The sequence below is a fragment of the Derxia lacustris genome (genome assembly GCF_002105195.1).
Classification (GTDB): Bacteria; Pseudomonadota; Gammaproteobacteria; order Burkholderiales; family Burkholderiaceae_E; genus Derxia; species Derxia lacustris.
On record NZ_MUHU01000004.1, the window covers coordinates 100693 to 123152 of the forward strand.

The 22460-nt window shown below is 73.3% G+C and carries 21 protein-coding genes; 8 read left to right on the forward strand and 13 right to left on the reverse strand.

The genetic code is table 11. The features are described from left to right. Positions 1-110: 110 nt before the first annotated feature. Positions 111-911 carry a thiazole synthase gene (locus B9P64_RS05575; protein WP_085315240.1) on the forward strand — a complete coding sequence of 267 codons (801 nt, stop codon included), beginning with the start codon at positions 111-113 and terminating at the stop codon, positions 909-911. A 7-nt stretch (positions 912-918) separates the two neighbouring features. Continuing rightward, on the forward strand, positions 919-1656 hold the full coding sequence (gene trmB, locus B9P64_RS05580) for a tRNA (guanosine(46)-N7)-methyltransferase TrmB (protein ID WP_085315241.1): 738 nt from the start codon (positions 919-921) through the stop codon (positions 1654-1656). Positions 1657-1663: 7 nt separating this feature from the next. Here the strand turns inward: trmB and B9P64_RS05585 are convergent, their stop codons facing one another. Next, the gene (locus B9P64_RS05585; RefSeq protein ID WP_217808648.1) at positions 1664-2152 is read right to left on the reverse strand and encodes a DUF2726 domain-containing protein; all 489 of its coding nucleotides are present in this window, start codon (positions 2150-2152) and stop codon (positions 1664-1666) included. 66 nt (positions 2153-2218) lie between these two features. Further along, positions 2219-2977, reverse strand: a complete 759-nt coding sequence (locus tag B9P64_RS05590; RefSeq protein WP_085315243.1) for a hypothetical protein — start codon at positions 2975-2977, stop codon at positions 2219-2221. Between the two features lie 307 nt (positions 2978-3284). Between B9P64_RS05590 and B9P64_RS05595 the strand changes: the two genes are divergently transcribed. After that, positions 3285-3719 (forward strand): bacteriohemerythrin, encoded by a 435-nt coding sequence (locus tag B9P64_RS05595; protein WP_085315244.1) that lies wholly within the window; start codon positions 3285-3287, stop codon positions 3717-3719. A 60-nt stretch (positions 3720-3779) separates the two neighbouring features. Here B9P64_RS05595 and B9P64_RS05600 read toward each other — a convergent pair whose 3' ends face one another. The 5 genes from B9P64_RS05600 to B9P64_RS05620 all read right to left on the reverse strand — a co-directional run bounded on the left by B9P64_RS05600 (position 3780) and on the right by B9P64_RS05620 (position 11818). Then, on the reverse strand, positions 3780-5183 hold the full coding sequence (locus B9P64_RS05600; protein ID WP_139826160.1) for a sensor histidine kinase: 1404 nt from the start codon (positions 5181-5183) through the stop codon (positions 3780-3782). Continuing rightward, entirely contained in the window at positions 5180-5986 is an 807-nt protein-coding gene (locus B9P64_RS05605) for a response regulator (RefSeq protein WP_085315246.1), read from the reverse strand. Before B9P64_RS05605 ends, B9P64_RS05600 begins: the two co-directional genes overlap by 4 nt. 74 nt (positions 5987-6060) lie before the next feature. After that, the gene (locus B9P64_RS05610; protein ID WP_085315247.1) at positions 6061-9198 is read right to left on the reverse strand and encodes an efflux RND transporter permease subunit; all 3138 of its coding nucleotides are present in this window, start codon (positions 9196-9198) and stop codon (positions 6061-6063) included. Beyond that, complete coding sequence (locus B9P64_RS05615) at positions 9198-10457, reverse strand: efflux RND transporter periplasmic adaptor subunit (protein WP_085315248.1); 1260 nt, start codon at positions 10455-10457, stop codon at positions 9198-9200. Before B9P64_RS05615 ends, B9P64_RS05610 begins: the two co-directional genes overlap by 1 nt. A 53-nt stretch (positions 10458-10510) precedes the next feature. Continuing rightward, entirely contained in the window at positions 10511-11818 is a 1308-nt protein-coding gene (locus B9P64_RS05620) for a TolC family protein (protein ID WP_085315249.1), read from the reverse strand. A gap of 161 nt (positions 11819-11979) precedes the next feature. Here B9P64_RS05620 and B9P64_RS05625 point away from each other — a divergent pair, with 161 nt between their 5' ends. The 3 genes from B9P64_RS05625 to B9P64_RS05635 are packed head-to-tail and all read left to right on the forward strand — an operon-like array spanning position 11980 to position 14264. Next, positions 11980-12285 carry an antibiotic biosynthesis monooxygenase gene (locus B9P64_RS05625; RefSeq protein WP_085315250.1) on the forward strand — a complete coding sequence of 102 codons (306 nt, stop codon included), beginning with the start codon at positions 11980-11982 and terminating at the stop codon, positions 12283-12285. Positions 12286-12295: 10 nt separating this feature from the next. Beyond that, positions 12296-13207 carry a DUF6279 family lipoprotein gene (locus B9P64_RS05630; RefSeq protein WP_085315251.1) on the forward strand — a complete coding sequence of 304 codons (912 nt, stop codon included), beginning with the start codon at positions 12296-12298 and terminating at the stop codon, positions 13205-13207. After that, positions 13179-14264, forward strand: a complete 1086-nt coding sequence (locus B9P64_RS05635) for an alpha/beta fold hydrolase (RefSeq protein ID WP_085315252.1) — start codon at positions 13179-13181, stop codon at positions 14262-14264. The genes B9P64_RS05630 and B9P64_RS05635 overlap by 29 nt, the downstream gene beginning before the upstream one ends. 35 nt (positions 14265-14299) lie before the next feature. On the opposite strand, the gene B9P64_RS05640 is transcribed toward B9P64_RS05635, so the two are convergent. The 5 genes from B9P64_RS05640 to B9P64_RS05660 form a co-directional block, all read right to left on the reverse strand. Then, the gene (locus B9P64_RS05640) at positions 14300-15004 is read right to left on the reverse strand and encodes a hypothetical protein (protein WP_139826161.1); all 705 of its coding nucleotides are present in this window, start codon (positions 15002-15004) and stop codon (positions 14300-14302) included. A gap of 230 nt (positions 15005-15234) precedes the next feature. Then, a complete protein-coding gene (locus B9P64_RS05645; protein ID WP_085315254.1) occupies positions 15235-15942 on the reverse strand; it encodes a type 1 glutamine amidotransferase in 708 nt (235 codons plus the stop codon). A 175-nt stretch (positions 15943-16117) separates the two neighbouring features. Beyond that, positions 16118-17140: a hypothetical protein gene (locus B9P64_RS05650; protein ID WP_085315255.1), complete on the reverse strand. Its 1023-nt coding sequence runs from the start codon at positions 17138-17140 to the stop codon at positions 16118-16120. Positions 17141-17415: 275 nt separating this feature from the next. Further along, positions 17416-18156, reverse strand: a complete 741-nt coding sequence (locus B9P64_RS05655; RefSeq protein ID WP_085315256.1) for a PEP-CTERM sorting domain-containing protein — start codon at positions 18154-18156, stop codon at positions 17416-17418. Between the two features lie 195 nt (positions 18157-18351). After that, on the reverse strand, positions 18352-19113 hold the full coding sequence (locus B9P64_RS05660) for a hypothetical protein (RefSeq protein ID WP_085315257.1): 762 nt from the start codon (positions 19111-19113) through the stop codon (positions 18352-18354). Between the two features lie 214 nt (positions 19114-19327). Between B9P64_RS05660 and speB the strand changes: the two genes are divergently transcribed. Next, a complete protein-coding gene (gene speB / locus B9P64_RS05665; RefSeq protein ID WP_085315258.1) occupies positions 19328-20266 on the forward strand; it encodes an agmatinase in 939 nt (312 codons plus the stop codon). Then, positions 20263-21720: an NAD(P)/FAD-dependent oxidoreductase gene (locus tag B9P64_RS05670; RefSeq protein ID WP_139826162.1), complete on the forward strand. Its 1458-nt coding sequence runs from the start codon at positions 20263-20265 to the stop codon at positions 21718-21720. Before speB ends, B9P64_RS05670 begins: the two co-directional genes overlap by 4 nt. A 63-nt stretch (positions 21721-21783) precedes the next feature. On the opposite strand, the gene B9P64_RS05675 is transcribed toward B9P64_RS05670, so the two are convergent. Next, positions 21784-22377 carry a PEP-CTERM sorting domain-containing protein gene (locus B9P64_RS05675; protein ID WP_085315259.1) on the reverse strand — a complete coding sequence of 198 codons (594 nt, stop codon included), beginning with the start codon at positions 22375-22377 and terminating at the stop codon, positions 21784-21786. Positions 22378-22460 lie beyond the last annotated feature (83 nt).

Here is a 22460-nt window from a genome sequence, read left to right on the forward strand (position 1 = left end):
AGCTTTGCGCGCCGCCCGCGCCGCCCCCTTTCCGCCTCGCGCCGACGCTGGCCTGAACGGCAACACCGCCGCTCCGCCCGCCGCGCAACCTGCCCTCCGAGGAACCGTTCATGACCACGCTCAACATCGGCAAGCACCGCTTCTCGTCGCGCCTGCTGGTCGGCACCGGCAAGTACCGCGACTTCGACCAGACCCGCGCCGCCATCGACGCCAGCGGCGCCGAAGTCGTCACGGTGGCGATCCGCCGCACCAACATCGGCCAGGACGCCAATGCGCCGAGCCTGCTCGACCATCTGCCGCCGGATCAATTCACGCTGCTGCCCAACACCGCCGGCTGCTACAGCGCCGACGACGCGATCCGCACGCTGCGCCTCGCGCGCGAGCTGCTCAGCACCGACAGCCACGACCACACGCTGGTCAAGCTCGAAGTGCTCGGCGATTCGCAGACCCTGTTCCCGAACATGGCCGAGACCATCGAGGCGGCCAAGGTGCTGGTCAAAGATGGATTCGAAGTGATGGTTTATTGCAGCGACGATCCCATCGCCGCCAAGACGCTCGAAGACATCGGCTGCGTGGCGATCATGCCGCTCGCCTCGCTGATCGGCTCGGGCATGGGCATCCTCAATCCGTGGAACCTGTCGCTCATCCTCGAGAAGGCCAAGGTGCCGGTCATCGTCGATGCCGGCGTGGGCACGGCCAGCGACGCCGCCATTGCGATGGAACTCGGCTGCGACGGCGTGCTCATGAACACCGCCATCGCCGCCGCGAAGGATCCGGTGCTGATGGCCAGCGCGATGCGCAAGGGCGTCGAGGCCGGGCGCGAAGCCTTCCTCGCCGGCCGCATGCCGCGCAAGCTCTACAGCGCCACGCCGTCGTCGCCGACCGGCGGCCTGATCGCCCCCACGCGCTGAGGGCCGGATGCAGTCACAGCAAGTTCCGCAGACCGCGCCGGAAGACACCACCGACCTCGGCCACAGCGACGGCATCCTCAAGCGCGGCGTGCGCAGCTTCGTGCTGCGCGCCGGCCGCGTCGGCCCGGGCCAGCAGCGCGCGCTCGACGAGTTCGGTCCGCGCTATCTGGTCGACTACGCGCCCGACCGCCGGTTCGACTTCGCAGCGCTGTTCGGCAATGCCAATCCGGTCATCTTCGAGATCGGCTTCGGCATGGGCACCAGCACCGCGCAGATTGCGCAAACGCTTGCAGATACCAACACGCTCGGCTGCGAGGTGCATCTGCCCGGCGTCGGCGCGCTGCTCAAGCTGGTCGGCGAACAGGGCATCGGCAATGTGCGCATCGCGCGTCACGACGCCATCGAGGTGCTGCGCGACATGGTCCCCGACGCCAGCCTCGGCGCGATCCATGTCTTCTTCCCCGACCCCTGGCACAAGAAGAAGCACAACAAGCGCCGGCTGATCCAGCCGCCCTTCGTCGCGCTCGCGGCCAGCAAGCTCGCGCCCGGCGGCCGGCTGCATTGCGCGACCGACTGGCAGGAATACGCCGAGCAGATGCTCGAGGTGCTGTCGGCCGAGCCGGCCTTGCAGAACACCGCCGACGGCTATGCGCCCAAGCCCGACTACCGGCCGCTGACCAAGTTCGAGAACCGCGGCCTCAAGCTCGGCCACGGCGTCTGGGATCTGGTGTTCAGCAAGCGCTGAGCGGCGGCTAGCGCAAGGCCCGGGCGCGCGGTACCGCCGCCCGGATCTCGCGCACGCCGGGCATGTCGCGCACGGTCCAGCGCAGCACCGGCACGCCGGCCGACGCCAGCGCATGATCCTTCTTGGCATCGGCGGCCTGGCGCTCGGGCAGGTCGTGCGAGGCATCGTCCAGCTCGATCACCGCCGCCACGCTCGCATCCGGATGACAGACCACGAAGTCGAGGCTCATGCGGCTGATGCGGTTGAACCATTCGCGCTCGTCATGGCCCGCGTCCACGCCCAGCACCCGCGACAGCTGCACCTGGGCATGAATCTGATGCTCGGGCAGCGCGCGCAGCAGCAGCGCATACAGCCGCCGCTCGGGCGGCGACATCAGCACCCGCGCGTGATACGGCCAGCGCCGCGCGCGCCGCAACCACAGCACCGCCAGCACCGTGGCTGCAAACGCCAGCACCACTGCGCCGGCCAGCATCGGCACGTTCGACCACCACCCCATCTGCAACTTCCGTCAATCCCGCCCAGTGCGGGGGCGCGATTGTGACCGCTTCGTGAACCGACCGGTTCAGAACAGCGAGATCGCGTAGCGCGGCTGCCAGCCCGGCGCCGGCTCGATGCGGTCCGACGGGTCGAGCCCGGGCTCGTTGTCGGTGAAGCGCGCGCAGTGGAGCGGCCGGCCGAGGTCGTCGACATTGCTGCGGTCGGCGCGGCGTAGTGGCTCGTCGGCGCTGTCGCGCAGCGCCACCGTGGCGCCCGGCGCCGGGTAGCAGAGGTCGATGAAGTTGATGGTCGGCGTCACCAGCCGCAGCCACCACGGCAGCACCGCGCCGCGCACTTCCCGCGCCGCGAGGATGGCGTCGCGCAGGTCGCGGTAGCGCAGGCCGGTCGTGGGCAGCCGGGCGCTGATCGTCATGCGCACCGACAGCGAATTCTTCGGCCGGTCGGTCACGAAGTCGGCATCGGCGGCCAGCGCCGCGTCGTTCCACGGAAAGTCGAGCCGACCGTCGGGCGCCAGGGTCAGCACGCCGAAATCCTCGTCGTCGCGGCCGAGCAGGCGCACCACCATGCCGGGCACCGGCTGGCCGTCGCGGCCGAGCAGCCGCAGATCGAGCTCGACCCGGTCGGCGCTGGCGGCGCGCACCCGCGCCATCACCTCATGCGCCCGGCGATAGGGCAGCACCGCCATCGGCCGGGCGACGATTTCCACCCGGTCGAGCGCGGCCGGCGCGGCCTCCGCAGCCGCATGCGTGACAGCCGGCAGCGCGATGAGCGCGAGCGACAGAAGAGGCGCACCCAGGCGCGGACGGGAAACGGCAGGAATCATGGCGACCGGAGAGAGAGGGTGACGGCGCGCCCCGACTGCCGGCGACGACGACTCCGCGCGGACGGCACCCGCTGGCGCGCGCAGCAGGATCGGCCAAGCCTACAGAATCGAGCCGGCCCTGCCGCCCCCGCCCCGGCAGCAGCGCCGGCCATCCGGTGCCCGAAGCGCATGCGCGGATGCGGCGGACGGCCCGATTTCGGCGTACCGGCGGGCCACTTTCGGGCGGCCCGCCGCGCTTGCGCTGCATCAATCGCGGCCTGCCGGGGCGCGACTAAGGTCTGCTTACACCTACGCACAGGAGGACGTCATGACCGAAGCGAGCATCGCCCCCAAGCCCGTCGCCGCCGCATCCGGCGCCACGCTGCACGATCGCATCCTGGTCGGTTTCAAGCCGATCGACGACCTCCACAAGGAGTTCGAGGAAATCGTCGGCGTCCTCAACGATCCGGCTGAAGCCGACTTTGGCGAGCATCTTCTGGCGCTGCATGAACACATGCTGCGGCATGCCGCGACCGAAGAAGGCTTCATGGCGCAGGAAGGCTATGCCCACCTCGGCCGCCACCGCCGCGCGCATGAGCATCTGCTCGAAGCCATCGCCCGGGTGCGCGACCGCTGGGACTGCGGCGATGTCGAATCGGTGCAGCGCTTTGCCGCCGAGCTGATGAGCTGGTTCGCCATCCATGCGTCGAGCGAGGATGCCGAGCTGGCGGCCTTCCTCAAGGGCGAAGCCAAGGCTGCCTGACGCCGCCGGCCGGACCGCCTCGGCCAGCGGCCGAACGCCGGCCGAACCAGCCGAGCCGCGTCAGCGCCCGTCGGCCGCCGCTCCCGGCGCCGGAAAGCTCACCCGGATCCGCGTGCCGCGACCGTGTTCGGGCGCGCCGATCTCCACCTCGGCGCCGTGGCCGTCGGCAATCTCGCGCACGATGGCGAGGCCCAGTCCGCTGCCCTCGCCCGGCGTGCCGTCGATGCGGTAGAAGCGCTCCAGCACCCGTCCGGCCGCCTGCGCCGGAATGCCGATGCCGTTGTCCTCGACCTCGAGCTGGGCGCGGCCGTCGACGCTGCGGGTGCGCACGCTGACCACGCCGCCCTCGGGCGTGTAGCGGATCGCGTTGTCGATGAGATTGGACGCCAGCTCCAGCAGCAGCCAGCGCTCGCCGAGCAGCGGCGCCGATTCCAGCTCCAGCCCCAGATCGATGCGCCGCGCCAGCGCCGCCGGCACCCAGCGCTGGGCCAGCTCGTCGCCCAGGTCGCGCAGATCGAAGCGCGCGAAGCGGTCGGCCGGATGCTCGCGCGGATCGGCGCGCGCCAGCGTGAGCAGCTGATGCGCCAGATGCGAGGTATCGCCGGCCGCCGCGCGCAGCCGCTCGACCCGCTCGCGCAGCGCGGCAAAGGCCGGATCGGCGGCGATGGCAGGTTCGCGCGCCAGCAGCTCGGTCTGCGCGAGCAGGCCCGCGAGCGGCGTGCGCAGCTGATGCGCGGCGTTCTCGACAAAGCGCTGCTGCACCGCGAGCGCATCGCCCATGCGGCCGAGCAGCTCGTTGGTGGCATCGACCAGCGGTTGCAGCTCGGCCGGCTGGTCGCGCGCCGGCAGCGGGCTCAGGTCGCGCGGGCTGCGCCGATGCATTTCCTCGCTCAGGCGCAGCAGCGGCGCCAGGCCGCGACCGACGCCGAGCCAGATCACCACCACCGCCAGCACCGCCACGCCGAGCGAGGGCAGCACCACGCCGGCCAGCGTCTCGTTGACCAGCCGGTCGCGCTTGACCTGGGTTTCGGCCGCCAGCACCAGGGCCACGCGCACGCCGTCGCGCAGCACCGGCAGCGCCACCACGCGCACGCGCGGGCCGGACGGCAGCCGGGCGTCGTAGAACAGCGGCTCGTTGCCGACGGCCGGCGGCAGCGGCAGTTCGTGGCTGCCGACCAGCCAGCGCGAATCGTGATCGACCACGCTGATGAAGACGCGGTCGATGGTGTCGACCAGCAGCGCATCGCGCGCCGCCGCCGACAGGTCGAGCACCGGCACCTCGCCGTCGAAATTGAGATGGTTGGCGACCGCCAGCGCCGGATCGAGCAGCGCGCGGTCATAGGCGCGGGTCGCGACCTGCACCGCAATGCCATAGGCCACGGCGGCGCTGATGCCGATCAGCAGCAGCAGCGGCGGCAGCAGCCATTCGACGAGCCGGCGGCGCAGGCTGGTGGCGGGCGTCATGCGGTGCCGGCGGCGGGCGTGTCGGCGCCGTGCGCCGTGGGTGCGGGCGCTGCCGCCGCGTCGGCGCCGCCGGCCTGCGCCGGGCAAGCCGCGCCGGTCTCGCGCGCCGGCTCCAGCAGATAGCCGAAGCCGCGAATGCCGCGGATCTCGATACCGGCCGGCGCCACCTTCTTGCGCAGCCGCGAGACGTGAACCTCGATGGTGTTGGCGGCGATGTCCTCATCCCAGGTGCTGACCGCCTGGGCGATGCGCTCCTTGCCGACCACCTGCTCCTGATGCGCGAGCAGGTATTCGAGGATCGCCCACTCGCGCAGCGTGAGCACCAGTTCGGCCTCGCCGATCCAGGCCCGGCGCGAGCGGCTGTCCATGCGCAGCCGGGCGCAGCTCAGCTCCTGCGACAGCCCGGCCTGATGCCGGCGCAGCAGCGCGCGCACCCGCGCCTCCAGCTCGCCGAGCGCGAACGGCTTGACCAGGTAATCGTCGGCGCCCAGGTCGAGGCCGTGGATGCGGTCGGCGACCGCATCGCGCGCGGTGAGCATCAGCACCGGCGTGGCGCGGTTGTCGTGCGGCGTGTCGGCGCCGCCGCTGCGCACCGGACCACGGCGCAGCCGGCGCAGCAGATCGAAGCCGTCCATGCCCGGCAGGCCGATGTCGATGATGGCGAGGTCGTAGGGCGCGACGCGCAGCGCCAGCTCGGCCTGCTCGCCGGTCGCAAAGCGGTCGACCGCCCAGCCCGGCTGGGTGAGCGCCTGACGCAGGCTGTCGGCCAGCAGTTCGTTGTCCTCGACGATCAGGATGCGCATGGCTCAATCCTCGGGCCCGGTGCGGTTGCAGGACCGCCGCGCGGCGCCCGGGCGGGTCGCCGCGCAACGCAGGTTCAATCGCCCGACTCGACGCCGAAGCGCCGGTACAGCACGGGCAGCAGGAACAGCGTGAACACGGTGGCCGACACGATGCCGCCGACGATCACGGTGGCGAACGGCCGTTGCGTCTCGGAACCGATGCCGTGCGACAACGCCGCCGGCAGCAGGCCGAGGCCGGCCATCAGCGCAGTCATGAGCACCGGCCGCAGCCGCTCGACCGCGCCGGCCACGATGGCCTCGCCAAAGCCGCGCCCCTCGCGCATCAGCGCCGTCATCTGCTCGATCATGATGACGCCGTTCTGCACGCTGATGCCGACCACCGCGATCAGCCCCACCGCCGCCGACACCGACAGATTGAGGCCGGCCAGCCACAGCCCGGCGACCGCGCCGACCAGCGTGAACGGCGTCATCGCCAGCACCAGCACCGCGTTGCGCACCGAGCGGAAGGCCCAGAAAAGCAGCGCGAAGATGGCCAGGAAGCTGATCGGCACGATGACCGACAGCCGCTTCATCGCGCGCTGCTGGTTCTCGAACTGGCCGCCCCAGGTGAGCCGATAGCCCGGCGGAAGATGGATTGCGGAGGCGACTTTGGCCTGCGCCTCGGCGACGAAGCTGCCCTGGTCGCGGCCGAGCAGATTGGCCTTGACCGCGATGCTGCGTTCGCCGCGCTCGCGGCCGATGCGCGCGGCACCGGTGCGCACCACCACGTCGGCCACATCGCCGAGCGCCACGGTGGCGCCGGTGCCGTAGTCGCCGCCGGCCGGCAGCGCGATCGGCAGGCGGCGCAGCGCATCGGCATCGCGGCGCGCGCTCGCGGCCACGCGCAGCGTGATGTCGAAGCGCTTCTCGCCGTCGTAGAAGGCGCTGGCGCGGTTGCCGGCGAGCGCGCCGTTGACCAGCGCATTCACATCGGCCACGCCGAGGCCGTAGCGCGCCAGGCGCGCCCGGTCGGGCAGCACGTCGATCTCGGCCTGGCCGCCGATGCGGATCGCGCTCACATCGGCCGCGCCCCGGATGCCGGCCACGATGTCGGCGATGCGCTCGCCCTGGTCTTCGAGGATCGCCAGATCGGGCCCGGTGACCTTGATCGAGATTTCGCCCTTCACGCCCGACAGCGCCTCGGCCACGTTGTCCTCGATGACCTGCGAGAAATTGGTTTGCAGGCCCGGGATGCGATGCAGGGCCGTGCTCATGTCGGCGATCAGCGACTTCTTGTCGCCGAAGCGCCATTCATCGTGCGGCTTGAGCGCGGCGAGGATTTCGAGGTTGTTCGGCCCCTTGGGATCGGTGCCGTCGTCGGTGCGGCCGACCTGGGTAATCACGTCGCCCACCTCGGGATAGCTGCGCACGATGCGGCGCACCTCGCGCTCGATTTCCTTGGTCTTGTCGAGCGCGGTCTGCGGCGGCAGGCTGACCGTGAGCCAGAGGTTGCCTTCATCGAGCTTGGGCAGGAATTCGCTGCCCAGAAAGGGCACCGATGCAAGCGTTGCCACCAGCACGCCCACGCTCGCCAGCATCACCACCCACTTGTGGTCGAGCGCGGCCGACAGCGCGCGCCGATAGCCGGCTTGCAGCCTGACCAGCCAGCCGACGTGCTTCTCGGCCATGTCGTGCTTCTGCACGATGTAGCTGAGCAGCGTCGGCACCAGCGTCATGGTCAGGATCAGCGCGCCGAGCAGCGCGAAGCTGAGCGTCAGCGCCACCGGCGCGAAGATTTTTCCCTCCACGCGCTGGAAGGTGAAGATCGGCAGGAAGGCACAGATGATGATGGCCTTGGCGAACAGGATCGGCCGGCCCATGTCGAGCACGGTGCGGCGCAGGACCGCGAGCCGCCACGGTCCGCCAAAGGCCGGGCCCGGGCCGTCATGCGCGGCGGCGTCGCCGTGCGCCGCCTGACCGAGCGCATAACGCACCATCAGCGCCTCGACCAGCACCACCGCGCCGTCGACGATGATCCCGAAGTCGACCGCGCCGAGCGAGATGAGGTTGGCCGACACGCCCTTCATGTCGATCAGCAGAAAGGCGAACAGCAGCGACAGCGGAATCACCACCGCCACCACCAGCGCCGCGCGCCAGTTGCGCAGAAAGACGATGAGAATCGCCACGATCAGCGCCGCGCCGACGATCAGGTTCTCGGCCACGGTACTGACCGTGTGGGCGATGAGGTCGGTGCGCTTGTAGACCGGAATCATCTTGACGCCCGGATAGCCGCGCGCCGCCAGCTCGCCATTGAGTGCATCGACGCGCTCGACCACCTTGGCCACCACCTCGGCGGCGCTCTGGCCCTTGGTCATCACGACAATGCCTTCGATCACGTCGTCGCGGTCGTTGAAGGCCACGATGCCCGAGCGCGGCCGCTTGCCGTCGGTGACGGTGGCCAGATCGCTCACGCGCACCGGCTGACCCTTGGGCGCAGCCACCACGGTCGCCATCAGGTCGTCGAGCGTGCGGTAGTTGCCGACCGAGCGCACCACCTGCGCTTCGTCGCCGTAGCGCAGCCAGCCGCCGCCGGCATTGCCGCTGCCCTTGGTGACCGCGTCGGCCACATCGCCCAGGCCCAGGCCGTAGCGCGCCAGCGACGCCGGCGCCACATCCACCTGAATCTCGCGCACCGCGCCGCCAAAGGTGTTCACGTCCGCCACGCCCGGCACCATGCGCAGCGTCGGCGCGATGAGCCAGTCCTGCACCGCGCGCAACTGGGTCACGGGCAGCGTCGGCGGGCCTTCAAGGATGTAGCGATAGACCTCGCCGACCGCCGTAGTGAGCGGCGCGAGGCTGGGCTGCACGCCGTCGGGCAGATCGGCATTGCCGAGTCGCTCCAGCACCTGCTGGCGCGCGAAGTAGTCGTCGGTCTTCTCGCTGAAGGTCATGGTCACGACCGACAGCCCGGTGATCGACACCGAGCGCAGCTGGCTCATGTGCGGCACGCCGCTCATGGCGCGCTCGACCGGCTGGGTGATGGCGCGCTCGACTTCCTCGGGCGCCTGGCCGGGCCACTGGCTGATGACCTGCACCTGCACATCCTGCACGTCGGGGAAGGCCTCGATCGGCAGATTGGAGAACGCGCGCCAGCCAAAGGCCGCCAGCGCGATGGCAAACACCAGCACGAACAGCCGCTCGCGCAGCGCAAACCCCACGACGCGTTCGAGCATCACTTGTCTCCGGCGAGTTCGCTCTGGACCAGCAGCGTGCCTTCGGTGACGACGCGCTCGCCCGGATTGAGGCCGGCGCCGATCCACACCGCGTCGCCGTCGCGCAGGCTCACATCGACGCGGCGCCGCACCAGCCGGTTGCCGTCCTCGACGAACACATGCGAGTACAGCCCGTCGGTGACGACGGCGGTCGCGGGCAGGCGGATGGCGGTGGCATTGCCGTCGGCCACCAGCGCGAGGCGGGCGAACATTTCGGGCCGCAGCCGGCCGTCGCGGTTGTCGACGCTGGCGACGATGCGGATGCGGCGCGTGGCCGGATCGAGCACCGGCGCGATGCGCTCGACCCGCGCCTCGAAGCGCTGGCCGGGCCAGGCGTCGACCTCGGCGAGCGCGCGGCCGCCGACATGGGCGCGCGCGATGTCGCGCTCGGGCAGGTCGGCCACGATCCACAGCCGGCCCAGGTCGCTCACGACGAACAGCGGATCGGGCAGGTCGGGCCGCACTTCCTGGCCCGGGTTGAGATGGCGCTCGGTGACGATGCCGGCGACCGGGCTGCGCAGCACATAGCGCTCGCCGTCGCTGCCGACGCTGCCGGCGCTGCTGCCCAGATTGGCGGCGCGCAGATCGGCGCGGCGCGCCTCGGCGGCGGCCTGCTGATGGTCGGCGACGGCGGCTTCGAGGTCGCGTTTCGCGATCACGCCGGCCTCGAACAGCCGCTCGGCGCGCTCGCGGTCGAGCCGGCTGCGGGTTTCGTCGGCGCGCGCCTTGGCCACGTCGGCGCGGGCGCTGCCGAGTTCGGGCGCATCGATGGCGGCGAGCGGCTGGCCGGCGCGCACCGCGCTGCCGAGGTCGGCGCCGATCTGCACCACGCGGCCGGCGATCGCCGGGCTGATGCGCGCGGTGCGGGTCTCGTCGAGCGCGACGCGGGCATTGAGCGCGGCGCACAGCGGCGCCGGCGAGGCTTCGGCGGCGGCGATGCGCAGGAAGGCGCGCTGCGGCGCATCGGCCGGCAGCAGGATGCTGACGCTGCGGTTCTGCGGCACGGTCGGCGCATGGGCGGCCGGCACTTCGGGATCGGCGCCGCTGTCGGCGGCGGGGCGGTCGCTGGCGGGTTCGAGCGCGGCCGGGCCGGGCGCGGCCGGCGGGCTGGCCGGCGCGGCCTCATGGCGCTGGCAGCCGGCCAGGGCGGCGGCGATGAGCAGGCCGATCAGGGCGCCACGGGCGCGGGGGGCAATCGACAGGGTTTTGCAGCTGGGCATGGCAAGGGTTCCGGTCACAACGGCGGGCGGCGCGGGGCGGGGCGGCGCGCGGCTCAGGGCTGGTCGAGCAGGGCGCGCCAGGCGGCAAGCGCGCGGGCGTAATCGGCGCGGGTGGCGATGGCGTCGGCCTCGGCGGCGCGCCAGGCGCGGCGCGCGTCGAGCACGTCGGTCACGCCGCTGGCGCCGTGGGCAAAGGCGAATTCGGCCGCGTCGAGCGCGCCGCGCGCGGCCGGCATGAGTTCGTCGCGGGTGCGGGCCAGCCGGCGCGCGGCGGCGTCGAGGTCGGCGGCGGTGGCGGCGATGTCGGACTGGGCATCGGCGCGCGCCAGTTCCAGCGCGGCGTCGGCGCGGTCCAGGTCGACCTCGGCCGAGCGGATCGCGCCGTCGAAGTTGTCGCCGAGGAACAGCGGCACGCTCAGGCCGATGCCAACCGTGCTGCCGGTGCCGGCCGGGCCGGGATAGCGCTCGGCCTGCACGCCGACGGTCACGTCGCGGTGGCGCTGGGCCAGCGCCAGATCGCGCGCGGCGCGGGCGGCGACCAGCCGGGCACGGGCGGCGCGCAGCTCGGGCCGGTCGTCGAGCGCGGCTTCGAGCCGGCGCCGTTCGCTGGCGCGCAGGCCGGCTTCGTCGGCGACCGGCTCGGGCCAGTCGGGCTCCACATGCAGCAGCGGCGCCTGCGGCTCGATGGCGAGCGCGCGCGCCAGCGCGAGCCGGGCCTGGGCCAGCGCGGCGCCGGCGCTGGCAGCGTCGTTGCGGGCGCGCAGGGTGTCGGTGCGCACGCGCTCGGCGGCGGCGGCGGCAAGGTCGCCGGCATCGCGCCGCTTGAGCGCGGCCGCGAGTGCGGCATCGGCCAGCGCCGCCGATTGCTGGGCCAGATCGGCCTGGTCCTGCGCGGCGGCCAGGTCGTAGAAGGCGCCGGCCAGCGCGGCGCTGCCGGCGCGCGCCAGCCCGAGGTAGTCGGCGCGCACCGCGTCGAGCGTGGCGCCGGCGCGGCTCATGCGCAGCGCGCGCTTGTCGCCGCGCTCGACGGTCTGGTCGATGCGCAGCGTGCTGTCGATGCGCTTGTCGCCGAGCCCGCCGGGGCCGAGGCCGTGGCGCGGATCGATCGACAGCGCGTTGAACGACAGCGTGGGATTGGGCCGGGCGCGCGCGGTCAGCGTGTCGGCATCGGCCGATTCGATGTCGCGCCGCGCCGCGCCCAGATCGCGGCTGCGGTCAAGCCAGACGGCGCGCGCCGCCGGCCAGGTGAGATGGGCCGGATCGACGCCCGCCGGCGCCACTGCCTGGGCGCCGGCCAGCGCCGGCAGGCTGGCCAGCAGCAGGCCGGCGAGCAGGCGCGAGAAAACGAACTGAACAGCCACGTTGAGGTCTCGACTCGCAATGAGGGATTGAGGCGCCGGATGCTAGGCAGCGGCGTGCGCGCCAGCCTGAATCGAAGCTGAACGCAGGCTGAAGCGGCCGGGCCGCGGTGCTACCGTTGCCGCCACCCACCTTGCCCAACTCAACGAGAAGAGACCCTGCGATGACGCCCGAAACTCTCCGCTTCCAGATTCTTTCGCAGCCCGACAGCGATTTCGCCCCGACGCTCCAGCTGGCCGCCAGCGTGCTGCGCGAGGCGCCCGGCTGCCTCGGCGTCGAGCTGCTGCGCTCGACCCAGCACGACCGGCTCTGGCTGCTGAGCCTGCTGTGGACCAGTGGCCAGCGCAGCGAGAACTTTCGCCGTCTGCCCGGCTTTACCCAGTTCATGGCGCTGATCCAGCCGTTCGCGGCCGAGATGCAGGAGCTGGATCCGCGCGAGCCGGTCGGCGACAGCTGGGTGCCGGGCTGACGCCGCAGCCATGAAGCACGCCGCCGCCGCGCCGTCCTTGCCCGCCTGCGCCCTGCCCTGGCCGCGCCGCCTGCGCGCGCTGCTGGCGACGCTGCTGCTGGTCTGCCTGAGCGGCTGCAGCAGCCTGCGTCTGGGCTATGACGAAGGCCCGCGGCTGGCGCGCTGGTGGCTCGACCGGCAGTTCGACTTCGACCCGGCGCAGAAGCCGCGCGTGCAGGCCGGCGTCGACGAGTTCTTTGCCTGGCACCGGCGCAGCGAGCTGATGCCGATCGCCGACCTGCTCGGCCGCATCCGCGCCAGCGCCGACGGTCCGCTCGACGGTGCCCGCGTCTGCGGCTGGCAGCAGGAAGTGCAGGCGCGGCTCGATGCCGCCTTCGAGCATGCGCTGCCGGCGCTGGCCGAGCTGGCGCCCACGCTGGCGCCGGCCCAGCTCGACCGCTTCGAGCGCCGGCTCGCCGAGCGGCTCGACGACGACCGCAAGAACTGGCTGCCGGCCTCGGCCGCCAAGCGCCGCGAGCGCGCCTTCGAGCGCGCGCTCGACCGCAGCGAAGACCTTTACGGCCGGCTCGACCGGGCCCAGCGGCGCTGGCTCGACGAGGCGGTGGCGGCGCTGCCGAGCACGCCCGAGCAGCGCCTGGACGACCGCGCGCGCGGCAATGCCGTGCTGCTCGCCACGCTGCGCCGCATCGCCGCCGAGCGGCCCGCGCCGGCCGAGACCCGCGCCCTGCTGCGCGCGCGCTGGGACGACATCGCCAACCCCGCCGATCCGGCGCGCGCCGAGCGCCGGCGCAACGATCTGGCGGCCAATTGCGCGCTGATCGCCGCGCTGCACGACCGCGCCACGCCGGCGCAGCGCCGCGCCGCCGCCGACCGGCTCGCCGGGTGGGAACTCGATGCGCGCGAACTGGCCCGCAGCCGCTGACGCCGACGGCGTCGCAGCGGGCGTCGCCGATCCGCCGCGTCGGCGCTGGCTCGCCGCGCTGGCGGCCGGCGCCCTCGCCGCCGGCCTCGCGCGACTTGACCCGGCGCGCGCCAGCGGCGTCACCCGCAGCTACCCGGCCGAACCGCGCCCGGCGCTGCCGCCCGACTACGGCCAGCCGGTCGAGCTCGACGCGCCCGACGGCCATCTCGGCGGCAGCCTGCTGCGGCCCGAAGCCGATGCCGGCGCGCCGCTGGTCATCCTGGTCGCCGGCTCCGGCCCGATCGACCGCGACGGCAACAGCCGCGCCGGCCTGCGCACCGACAGCTACCGCCAGCTCGCCGCCGGGCTGGCGCGCGCCGGCCTCGCCAGCCTGCGCTACGACAAGCGCGGCGTCGGCGAAAGCCTCAACGCGGTACACGACCCGGCCGCGCTCGATATCGACGGTCATGCCGACGACCTCGCGCGCTGGATCGCCGCGATGCGCGCCGAGCACGGCTTTGCGCGCGTGATCGTCGCCGGCCACAGCGAGGGCGCGCTGCTCGCCACCCTGGCCGCACAGCACCAGCCGGTCGACGGCCTGGCCCTGCTCTGCGGCACCGGCCGGCGCATCGGCGCGCTGCTGCGCGACCAGCTCGCCCAGCGCCTCGACCCGGCCGCGCGCGCCGATCTCGACCGCGCGCTGGCACGGCTCGAAGCCGGTCAGCCGCTCGCCGGGCCGCCCGCCAGCCTCGGCCCGCTCGGCGACGCGGTGCTCGGCCCGGCGGTGCAGCCGCTGCTGATGAGCTGGATGCGCCACGACCCGGCGGCCGAACTCGCCGGCGTCGCCGGTCGCGTGCTCATCGTGCATGGCAGCACCGACCTGCAACTGCGCCCGGCCGACCGCAGCGCCCTGCTCGATGCGCGGCCCGATGCCAGCGTCCGGCTGATCGACGGCATGTGCCACACGCTCAAGCATGCCGAGCTGGACGGCGCGAGTCAGGCCCGCGCCTACCGCGACGCCTCGCTGCCGGTGGTGCCCGAGCTGCTGGCGGCGCTGGCGCGGTTTGCGCGCGGCTAGCGCATCCGGCCGACGGCGCCACGGCGCGCCCGAGATCAGTCGGCCGTGGCGACCAGACTGGCGTCGATCTGCGTGCGCGTGAGCAGCCGGCCGGGCAGCGGCTGGGCGCCGGGGTTGCGCACCGTCAGCGTCAGCGTGCCGCCGCGTTCCAGGCTGTCGGCACCGGCGAGCGCCTTGCCGAAGGATTTCTCGGCCGAGCTGTCGCCAGCGTCGAGGCTGGCCGACAGATGCACCGAACCGCGCGCCACGTCGCTCGCCACGCTGTAGTCGAGCCGGTAATCGACCGTGGCCACCAGGCAGCCGTGCGGCGGCAGGGTGAAGTCGGCCGCCTGGCGCGCCTCGGCAAACAGACCGGTGCCGGCGCGCGTGGCGCCGCCCCGGGCCAGCGCCGCCCCGGCCACCGTGCCCGCGCCGCCCGCCGAGGCGCTGGCCGACACGCCGGTCAGCGTCGAGCTGCTGTCGTGATGGCCGCCGGCCGAGCCGCCGCCGCCGTCGTCGGCCGCGCCGCCCTGGGCCGATGCGCTGCCGCCCGGCCCGCTCACGCGGGTCGACGTGCTGCCGCGCGTCGGGCCGATCTCGACTGCGGCCGCCGCGTCGCCCGCGCAGGCCGACACGCGCACGCTGCCTAGCGTGACGCCCACCTCCAGCCCGCTGCCGGCCAGCGCGGGCGCGGCACCGACGCAAGCCAGCGACCAGAAAACGCACAAACGGGCTGAACGGCTCGACACGGGGGTGGACATCGGCGCTTCTTCTAGGAATGGGCAGGGAATTCCGGGGACGAATTTGTCCGGCGCGCGAGTGTGTGGCTAGGCGCGGTCCTTACGCCATCGGTGAAGGCGCGCTCATTTCGTCGGGTCTGCGATGGATTGCACGCTGGCGCGCAATCGGTCCGGCGGCGGCACGCGATCGGCGGCCTGGTCGCGCGGTTCCGCAGCCAGCTGCGGCCTGCCCGCGCGCGCCGGCGCCGGCTTCAGCCCGATTCGCCGAGCCAGCGCGCATAGATGCGCGCGGCCAGCGCCTGACTCGGCGCGAGCGCCCGGGCGGCGGTGGCGCGCTGGGCCGCGGCCGGCTGGATCGTCGGCACCGTGGCGCTGGCGGCGATCTCGTCCGGGCTTTGCGCGAGCCAGAAATCGAGCTTGGCGGCGTCGAGCTCGATGTGGAACTGCATCGCCAGCGCCGAGCCGACCGCAAACGCCTGATGGGCGCAGGCCGGGCTGGCGGCCAGCGGCACCGCGCCGGGCGGCAGCGCAAAGCTCTGGTAGTGCCATTGGTAGACGAGCGCGTCGCGCGTGTCGCCGAACCAGTCGCGCGCCTCGGGCGCATCGGCGATGGCGAGCGGGAACCAGCCGATCTCGGGCACGGCATGCGGCGCCACGGCGGCGCCGAGCGCGCTCGCGATGAGCTGGCCGCCGAGGCAGTGGCCGATGATCGGCACATCGCGCGCGAGGGCGTCGCGGATCAGCGCCTCGGTCGCGCGCAGCGCCGGCCGATCGTCGCCGACGCTCATGTAGCCGCCGAGGATGGCGAGGCCGCGCAGGCCGGCGGCACTGGCCGGCACGGCGGCGCCGTCTTCCAGGCCGAGCACCTCGTGCGCGAGGCCGCGCGCCGCGAGCCAGCTGCCGAGATAGGCCGGGCCGTCGTCGCGCGCGGGCTGGAGGATGAGGATGCGGTCGGTCATGCGGCGGCTCCGGCGCGGGCCGGCGGACGACGCCGGTCGGCATGGCGGAGCGCTGCGGGCAAGGGGATGGGTTTCATGCTGCCGATGCTAGCCAGCGCTGCGGCGCATCGGCACAACCAATTGCCGGCGCGGCGGGCAAGCCAATCGGCCGCCCGCCGCGCCGGCGCTCATCGCGTCAGGCGACCAGCGCGCGCCGGGGCCGGCCGGCCAGTCCGCCGAGCGCGCCCGCCACCGCGCCGAAGGCCAGCGCGAAGAAGGCCCAGAGCGCCGCCTGCGAACCCACGCGGGCCGCGGTGTCGGCCGCCTGCGTGGCCTGCTGGCGGGCCGCACCGGCAAATTCGTCGGCCTTGGCGCGCGCCTGTTGCAGCGTGTTCAGCCAGGCGTCGATGCGGCGATTGGCTTCATCGCGGCTGACGCCGGTGCGGGCCACGATCACATTGGCCACGGCATCGCGGTCGACCTGGTCGAGCACCGCGTCGCCGCGCGCCAGCAGGCGCTGCACCAGCGCGTCGAATTCGACATCGCCGGCCTGCGCATCGGCCGCACCGCGCTGGGCGGTGGACTGCGCATCGCCGGCGGCCGCGCGGGCCTGACCCTGGAGCGCGCCGGGTTGCAGGCCGGGCTTGCCGGTCTGGCCCAGCAGCGTGCTGGCGGCGGCACTCAGCTGGTCGAACGACGGCGCGTTGTTCATTGCCGAGACTGCCGCCGGCGCCGCCATCGTGGCCACGCCGGTCGCGGCCGTGGACACCACGCCGCCCACCACGCGGCCGGCGCCGGACAGCACCGCGCCGAGCGTGCTGGTCACCAGCCAGGTGGCGATCAGCGTCGCCAGCCCCCAGGCCAGCAGGCCGTGCAGCATGCCGTCGAGCCGGGTCGGCACGCCGGCCAGATGACCGGCCACCGTGCCGGCGATGAACAGCGCGATCAGGCTCGACGCCACCCACCACGCGCCAGCCGAGGCGCCGAAGGTCGAGGCATCGGGCGAGCCGCCGGCCTGGAGCGGATCGAGCGTGCCGAGGCCCACGGCGGCGCCGAGCAGCGTCAGCAGCAGTTGCAGCACCATCGCCAGGATCACGCCGGCAAACACCGCCGGCCAGCTGATGCGCTTGAGCGCCAGTTCATGCGGTGTGACCAGCGTGCTGGCGCCAGCCGCGCCGCGATAGGCGGGCGGGACTTGCGGAGGAAGGGTGGCGGACATGACGGTCTCCTGAAGACGTTGCGGTCGTCAGCGCCGGCACCCGCAGGACGCCGGGCCGGAACTGGCGCCAAGCGTCGTCCCGGCAGGCGGGTGGCCACGTCCGTGCACAGCCCCTGCGCGCCCCGGCGAAGCGGCCGGCCGCGTGTAGGTCTGCGCCGATGGGCGCAACGGATCGGGAGAGCGAACGGGGGAGGATTTGCGTCCGATGCCTGCGGGCACCGGGCCGGCCGGCCGAACCGCTCGGGCGAGCGGGGCCGGACCGGCAGGCGGAAGAATCAGGCGCGGCGGCGACGACGCAGCAGCAGGCCCAGGCCGGCGACGGCGCCGAGCGCCAGGCTGTCGGGCTCGGGCACCGGCGAACTGACGCCGGCGATCGAGGCGCTGGCCGAGCCGGCGAGCGCACCGTAGTAATCGCCGCTGCTGCTGTTGGCGGCATACAGCGACAGGCTGCCGCTCGACAGCGCCAGCGCCGGCGAGTTGGCGACCAGGCTGGAATGGAAATCGAAGTTGCTGTCGTACAGCGTCAGGCTGAGGCCGGCGCCGGCGGTCAGCGTGCTGGCCGTCGCGCCGCTGAGCGAGGTCTGCTGGCTGTAGTCGGCGCTGATGCGCAGCGCCGAGTTGGCGCCGAGCACCAGGTCGTAGTTGCGGCCCGACACCGCGCTGAAGCTGGCGCCCAGATCGCCCTGCACCAGGGTCGTGACCTGGCTCGACTCGGGCAAGGCCCAGGACGACACGCTGCCGTTGCCGGTGCTGCTGGTGAAGGTGATGGAGCCGGGCGCCGGACCGAAGGCGTCGGAGCTGCTGCCGCCCGGGGTGGTGGCGGTATAGCTGCCGCTGTAGGTGGCGGGCGACACGGTGAACGAGGCGGCGATGCCGTCGTCCGGCGTCAGGTCGATCAGCTCGTAGCGGAAGGCGCCGAGCGTGACGCTGGCGCTGGCGTTCGACGCGCTGGCGGTGCCGGCCAGCGATAGCGCGGCGACGGCCAGGCCGGCCGCGATCAGGGGCTTTGTTTTCATGGGTTCGGGGCGGGAAAGTGGGATTTCGGGGCGAGATTTCGCCTGGTGGCCCAACCCTAGCCAGTTCGCCGGCGCGCCGCGCCGGGCCGCAATAGCGATTTTGTGCGGTGCGTCGCAACTGCCGTGCGGGCCGGCGCGCGGCTGCCGACGGGCCTGCCCGCTTCGGGTGAGGACGCGGCGCGCCTCAGCCGCGCCTCAGCCGCGCGGACGGCGCCGGCGCAGCAGCGGCAGCAGCGCCAGCCCGGCGGTCGCGCCGAGCGCAAGGCTGTCGGGCTCGGGCACGGCGCCGACCACGGACAGGCCGAGCGCGGTGCTGGCGGTCAGGCTGCCATCCACCACCAGGCCGCTGGTGTTGGCGAGGTAGATGCCGAGCGTGCGGCTGGCGCTGCCGCTCGCGCCGCTGGCGGCAAGGTCGGCGGTGTCGCTGGCGTCGACGCTGGCGGTCTGGAACTCGCCGGTCTCCCAATCCATCGACCAGCCCCAGAGCGAGGCATTGAGCTGCGCGGAGAAGCTCGCGCCGCTGCCGGGCGTCAGGGTCCAGTCGCCGGTGAAGGTCTGGCTCACGCGCAGCGCCGAGTTGGCACCGAGCGTGGTCCACATCAGCGTGTAGCTGGCGGCGGCATTGCCCTGCACGCTGCGGCTGCCGTCGGCGGTCGCGCCAACGGCAGCCAGCCGCTCGATCGGGTCGGCGATCGCGCCGAGTTGCAGATAGCCCAGATCCTGGCCGGCCCAGCCCCAGTCGCCATACACGCTGCCGCCGGTGCTGCTGGAAACCAGCGCGCTGCCATCGCCCGAGCTGCCGACCCAGCCCCAGGCGGCCACGCCGTCGTCGGGCGTGAGATCGACGATTTCATAGCTGAAGCCGCCCAGCGTGCCGCTGGCCGACACGGTGGCGGCACCGGCTTCGGCGCCGAGGAACAGTCCGGCCAGCAAGCCGGTGACGAGGAGAGTTTTCATGGAATCGCACGAGGAAAGCGGGCCGGCGGCCCGGGGCTTCGATTGCAATCGGCTGCCGGCCGGCGGTGCAGGCAACAGTTCCGGCGCGGTGTGACGACTGCCTCATCCGGCCGCATCTGCCGGCAGCGCACGCCGGTCGGCGGCCGCGTCGCCAAGCGGCGCGGGCTGCGGGCACACTTCGACCCCGCCCGCTCCACCCAACCGCCGCCGCTCCGTGACCGACCACGCCTTCCCCTATCTCAGCCCGATTTCCGCGCCCGGCTTCCTCGGCGCCCCCGCCCTCGCACAGCGGCCCGATGCGCCGTTCGCCGTCGCCGGCATTGCCTGGGATGGCTCGGTCAGCCACCGCCCGGGCGCCCGCTTCGGGCCCGAGGCGATCCGCCGCGCCGGCCGCATGCTCTGCGACGGCACCCATCCGCTGTTCGGCGGCGCGCCGGTCGAGCTGCTGGCCGATGCCGGCGATCTGGCGCTGCCCAACACCAGCCTCGACGCGATGCGCGCCGCGCTGCCGGGCCACATCGCGCCGCTGATCGCGCGCCACCGCATGCTCTGGCTCGGCGGCGATCACTCCATCACCCTGCCGCTGCTGCGCGCCTACCGCGAGTGGCTCGGCCAGCCGCTCGCGCTGCTGCATTTCGATGCCCATTGCGACACCTGGACCGACCACTTTGCCGAGCCCTCGGGCCACGGCACCTGGGTGCATGAAGCCGCGCGCGACGGCCTGATCGACCTGACCCGCACGGTGCAGATCGGCATCCGCTCGGCGGCGGTGCGCGAGGCGCGCGACTACGTCAGCGACCGCGGCGGCCGGGTCGTCGGCGCGCGCGAGCTGCGCGGCCGCGACGGCAGCCAGCTGGCCGAGGTCATCGCCGACATCCGCGCCCGGCTGGCCGGCGCGCCGGCCTATCTCAGCTTCGACATCGACTGCCTCGATCCGGCCTTTGCACCCGGCACCGGCACGCCCGAGCCCGGCGGCCTCAGCAGCTCGCAGGCGCTCACCTTCATCGAGGAGCTGGCCGATCTCGACTGGATCGGCATGGACCTGTGCGAGGTCGCCCCGGCCTACGACCATGCCGACCTGACCACCGCCGCTGCCGCCACCCTGGCCTGGACCTGGCTGGCCGGCCAGCAGGCGCGCCGGGAGCGCGCATGAGCGGCGCCCATCCCGCCAGCGCCGCCGGCCAGCCCGGCGACGATCAGCTGCTGCGCATCGACGACATCCTGTCGCGGCGCTCCTGGTACGCCGCCAGCGCCGGCCGGCTGGCCCAGCGCCCGCCGCATGCCGCGCTCGAAGGCACGGCCACCTGCGACGTGGCCATCGTCGGCGCCGGCTTCGCCGGGCTGTCGGCCGCCATCGAGCTGGCCGCGCGCGGCATGCGGGTGCGCGTGCTCGATGCGCGCCGCATCGGCTCGGGCGCCTCGGGCCGCAACGGCGGCCAGGTGCTGGCCGGTCTGGCCTGCGACATGAGCGTGATCGAGCGCCAGCTCGGCCCGACCCGGGCGCGCCAGGTCTGGGGCATGACGCACGAAGCGCTCGGCCTGCTGGCGCGGCGCCGCGCGGCGGTCGCCGCCGCCATCGGCGAGGACTGCGACTGGCGCCCCGGCGCGCTCACCGTCGCGATCCGGCCGCATCAGCTGCGCGCGCTGCGCCAGTCGCATGCCGACGCGGTCGAGAAGTACGGCCAGCGCGGCCTGCGCTGGATCGACGGCGCCGAGCTGGGTCCGTGGATCGGCTCGCAGCGCTATCTGGCCGGCAGCTACGACCCCAGCGGCGGCCATCTGCATCCGCTGCGGCTCGCGCTCGGCATGGGCGAGCTGGCGGCGCGGCTCGGCGTGGTGTTCCACGAGAACACCCGGGTGCTGGCGATGGAAACCGGCAGCCCGGCCGCCCTGCCGCCGGCCAGCGGCTTCGACGGCACCGGCGTGTTTCTGGCCGGCGAACGCGGCGGCACGCTGATCCGCACCGAGCGCGGCATGCTGCGCGCGCGCCATGTGCTGCTGGCCGGCAATGCCACGCTCAACAGCTTCGGCATCGACCCCGGACGCGGCCGCATCGCGCCGCGCCTGGCGGCCCGCGTGATGCCGGTCGGCACCTACATCGTCGCCACCGAGCCGCTCGGCCGCGACCGCGCCGAGTCGCTGATTCCGAGCGATGCCGCGGTCTGCGACAACAGCTTCGTGCTCGACTACTTCCGCCGCTCGGCCGACCACCGGCTGCTGTTCGGCGGCCGCGTGAGCTACAGCACCCACACGCCGACCGACCTGCCCGGCAGCATGCGCAAGCGGATCGAGACGGTGTTCCCGCAGCTCGCCGGCGTGGGCATCGAGCATGTGTGGGGCGGCTTCGTCGACATCACCATGAACCGCGCGCCCGACTTCGGCCGGCTCGCCGACGACGTGTATTACGTGCAGGGCTTCTCGGGCCACGGCGTGGCGCTGGCCGGACTGGCCGGCCAGCTGGTGGCCGAGGCGATCGCCGGCACGGCCGAGCGCTTCGACGTGTTCGCGGCGCTGCGGCATCGCAACTTTCCGGGCGGCGCGGCGCTGCGCACGCCGGCGCTGGTGCTGGCGATGAGCTGGTACCGGCTGCGCGACCTGCTCGGCTGAGGCGCCGCGCCGGCGCGCAAAAAAGCCCGCGCGCGGCGGGCTTTTCTCGGGAGCTGCGGAAACTCAGACCGCAGCGCGCGACTTGCGCAGTCGGCCGCGCAGGCCCAGGCCCAGCACGCCGGCCATCACCAGCGCGGCGCTGGTCGGCTCGGGCACGGCGCTGATCTGGTTGGCGACCGCGAACTGCACCGTGCTGGCACCGCCGCCGGCGGCCAGCGCCGACCAGTAGAGCGAGCCCGCCGGCAGCAGCACCGACGACGTGCCGCTCCAGGACAGCGAATCGCCGACGGCGCTCGGCGTCCAGCCCGGCAGCAGCGCGCTCACGCCGACGCCGACGGTCGGGCCGCTGTGGCCGTTGGAGCCGGTCGAGATCGTGCCGTAGGTGCCGGACGCGACGCTGGTCCAGGTCCAGTCGGAGCCGAAGCCACCCGGATGGGTGGCATTGCTGTCGCCGATCACCAGCCAGTCCCATTGCTGGCCGCTGGTCCAGCTGCCGCTGGCATTGCTGAGCACCAAGTTGAAGCTGTACTGGTACAGCCCCGACGTCAGGGTATCGACGGTGTAGTTGAGCGAGAGCGGCGTGGTGGCGGCAAACGCGCCGGAACTGGCCAGTGCCAGCGCCAGCGCGGTCAGCCGCCGGGAGAGGGGCAGATTCATGGAATGGGACTCCGGGATATGGGTGGAGAAACGACCCGGCGATTTTCATCAGTTGATATCTGCATGCGTGACAAGGCGTTTCC

Excerpts from the sequence above, each read along its gene's own strand:
- B9P64_RS05575 (WP_085315240.1), top strand. The coding sequence starts at position 111 with ATGACCACGCTCAACATCGGCAAGCACCGCTTCTCGTCGCGCCTGCTG.
- trmB (WP_085315241.1), top strand. The coding sequence starts at position 919 with ATGCAGTCACAGCAAGTTCCGCAGACCGCGCCGGAAGACACCACCGAC.
- B9P64_RS05585 (WP_217808648.1), bottom strand. The coding sequence starts at position 2,152 with ATGGGGTGGTGGTCGAACGTGCCGATGCTGGCCGGCGCAGTGGTGCTG.
- B9P64_RS05590 (WP_085315243.1), bottom strand. The coding sequence starts at position 2,977 with ATGATTCCTGCCGTTTCCCGTCCGCGCCTGGGTGCGCCTCTTCTGTCG.
- B9P64_RS05595 (WP_085315244.1), top strand. The coding sequence starts at position 3,285 with ATGACCGAAGCGAGCATCGCCCCCAAGCCCGTCGCCGCCGCATCCGGC.
- B9P64_RS05600 (WP_139826160.1), bottom strand. The coding sequence starts at position 5,183 with ATGACGCCCGCCACCAGCCTGCGCCGCCGGCTCGTCGAATGGCTGCTG.
- B9P64_RS05605 (WP_085315246.1), bottom strand. The coding sequence starts at position 5,986 with ATGCGCATCCTGATCGTCGAGGACAACGAACTGCTGGCCGACAGCCTG.
- B9P64_RS05610 (WP_085315247.1), bottom strand. The coding sequence starts at position 9,198 with ATGCTCGAACGCGTCGTGGGGTTTGCGCTGCGCGAGCGGCTGTTCGTG.
- B9P64_RS05615 (WP_085315248.1), bottom strand. The coding sequence starts at position 10,457 with ATGCCCAGCTGCAAAACCCTGTCGATTGCCCCCCGCGCCCGTGGCGCC.
- B9P64_RS05625 (WP_085315250.1), top strand. The coding sequence starts at position 11,980 with ATGACGCCCGAAACTCTCCGCTTCCAGATTCTTTCGCAGCCCGACAGC.
- B9P64_RS05630 (WP_085315251.1), top strand. The coding sequence starts at position 12,296 with ATGAAGCACGCCGCCGCCGCGCCGTCCTTGCCCGCCTGCGCCCTGCCC.
- B9P64_RS05635 (WP_085315252.1), top strand. The coding sequence starts at position 13,179 with ATGCGCGCGAACTGGCCCGCAGCCGCTGACGCCGACGGCGTCGCAGCG.
- B9P64_RS05640 (WP_139826161.1), bottom strand. The coding sequence starts at position 15,004 with ATGTCCACCCCCGTGTCGAGCCGTTCAGCCCGTTTGTGCGTTTTCTGG.
- B9P64_RS05645 (WP_085315254.1), bottom strand. The coding sequence starts at position 15,942 with ATGACCGACCGCATCCTCATCCTCCAGCCCGCGCGCGACGACGGCCCG.
- B9P64_RS05650 (WP_085315255.1), bottom strand. The coding sequence starts at position 17,140 with ATGTCCGCCACCCTTCCTCCGCAAGTCCCGCCCGCCTATCGCGGCGCG.
- B9P64_RS05655 (WP_085315256.1), bottom strand. The coding sequence starts at position 18,156 with ATGAAAACAAAGCCCCTGATCGCGGCCGGCCTGGCCGTCGCCGCGCTA.
- B9P64_RS05660 (WP_085315257.1), bottom strand. The coding sequence starts at position 19,113 with ATGAAAACTCTCCTCGTCACCGGCTTGCTGGCCGGACTGTTCCTCGGC.
- B9P64_RS05670 (WP_139826162.1), top strand. The coding sequence starts at position 20,263 with ATGAGCGGCGCCCATCCCGCCAGCGCCGCCGGCCAGCCCGGCGACGAT.
- B9P64_RS05675 (WP_085315259.1), bottom strand. The coding sequence starts at position 22,377 with ATGAATCTGCCCCTCTCCCGGCGGCTGACCGCGCTGGCGCTGGCACTG.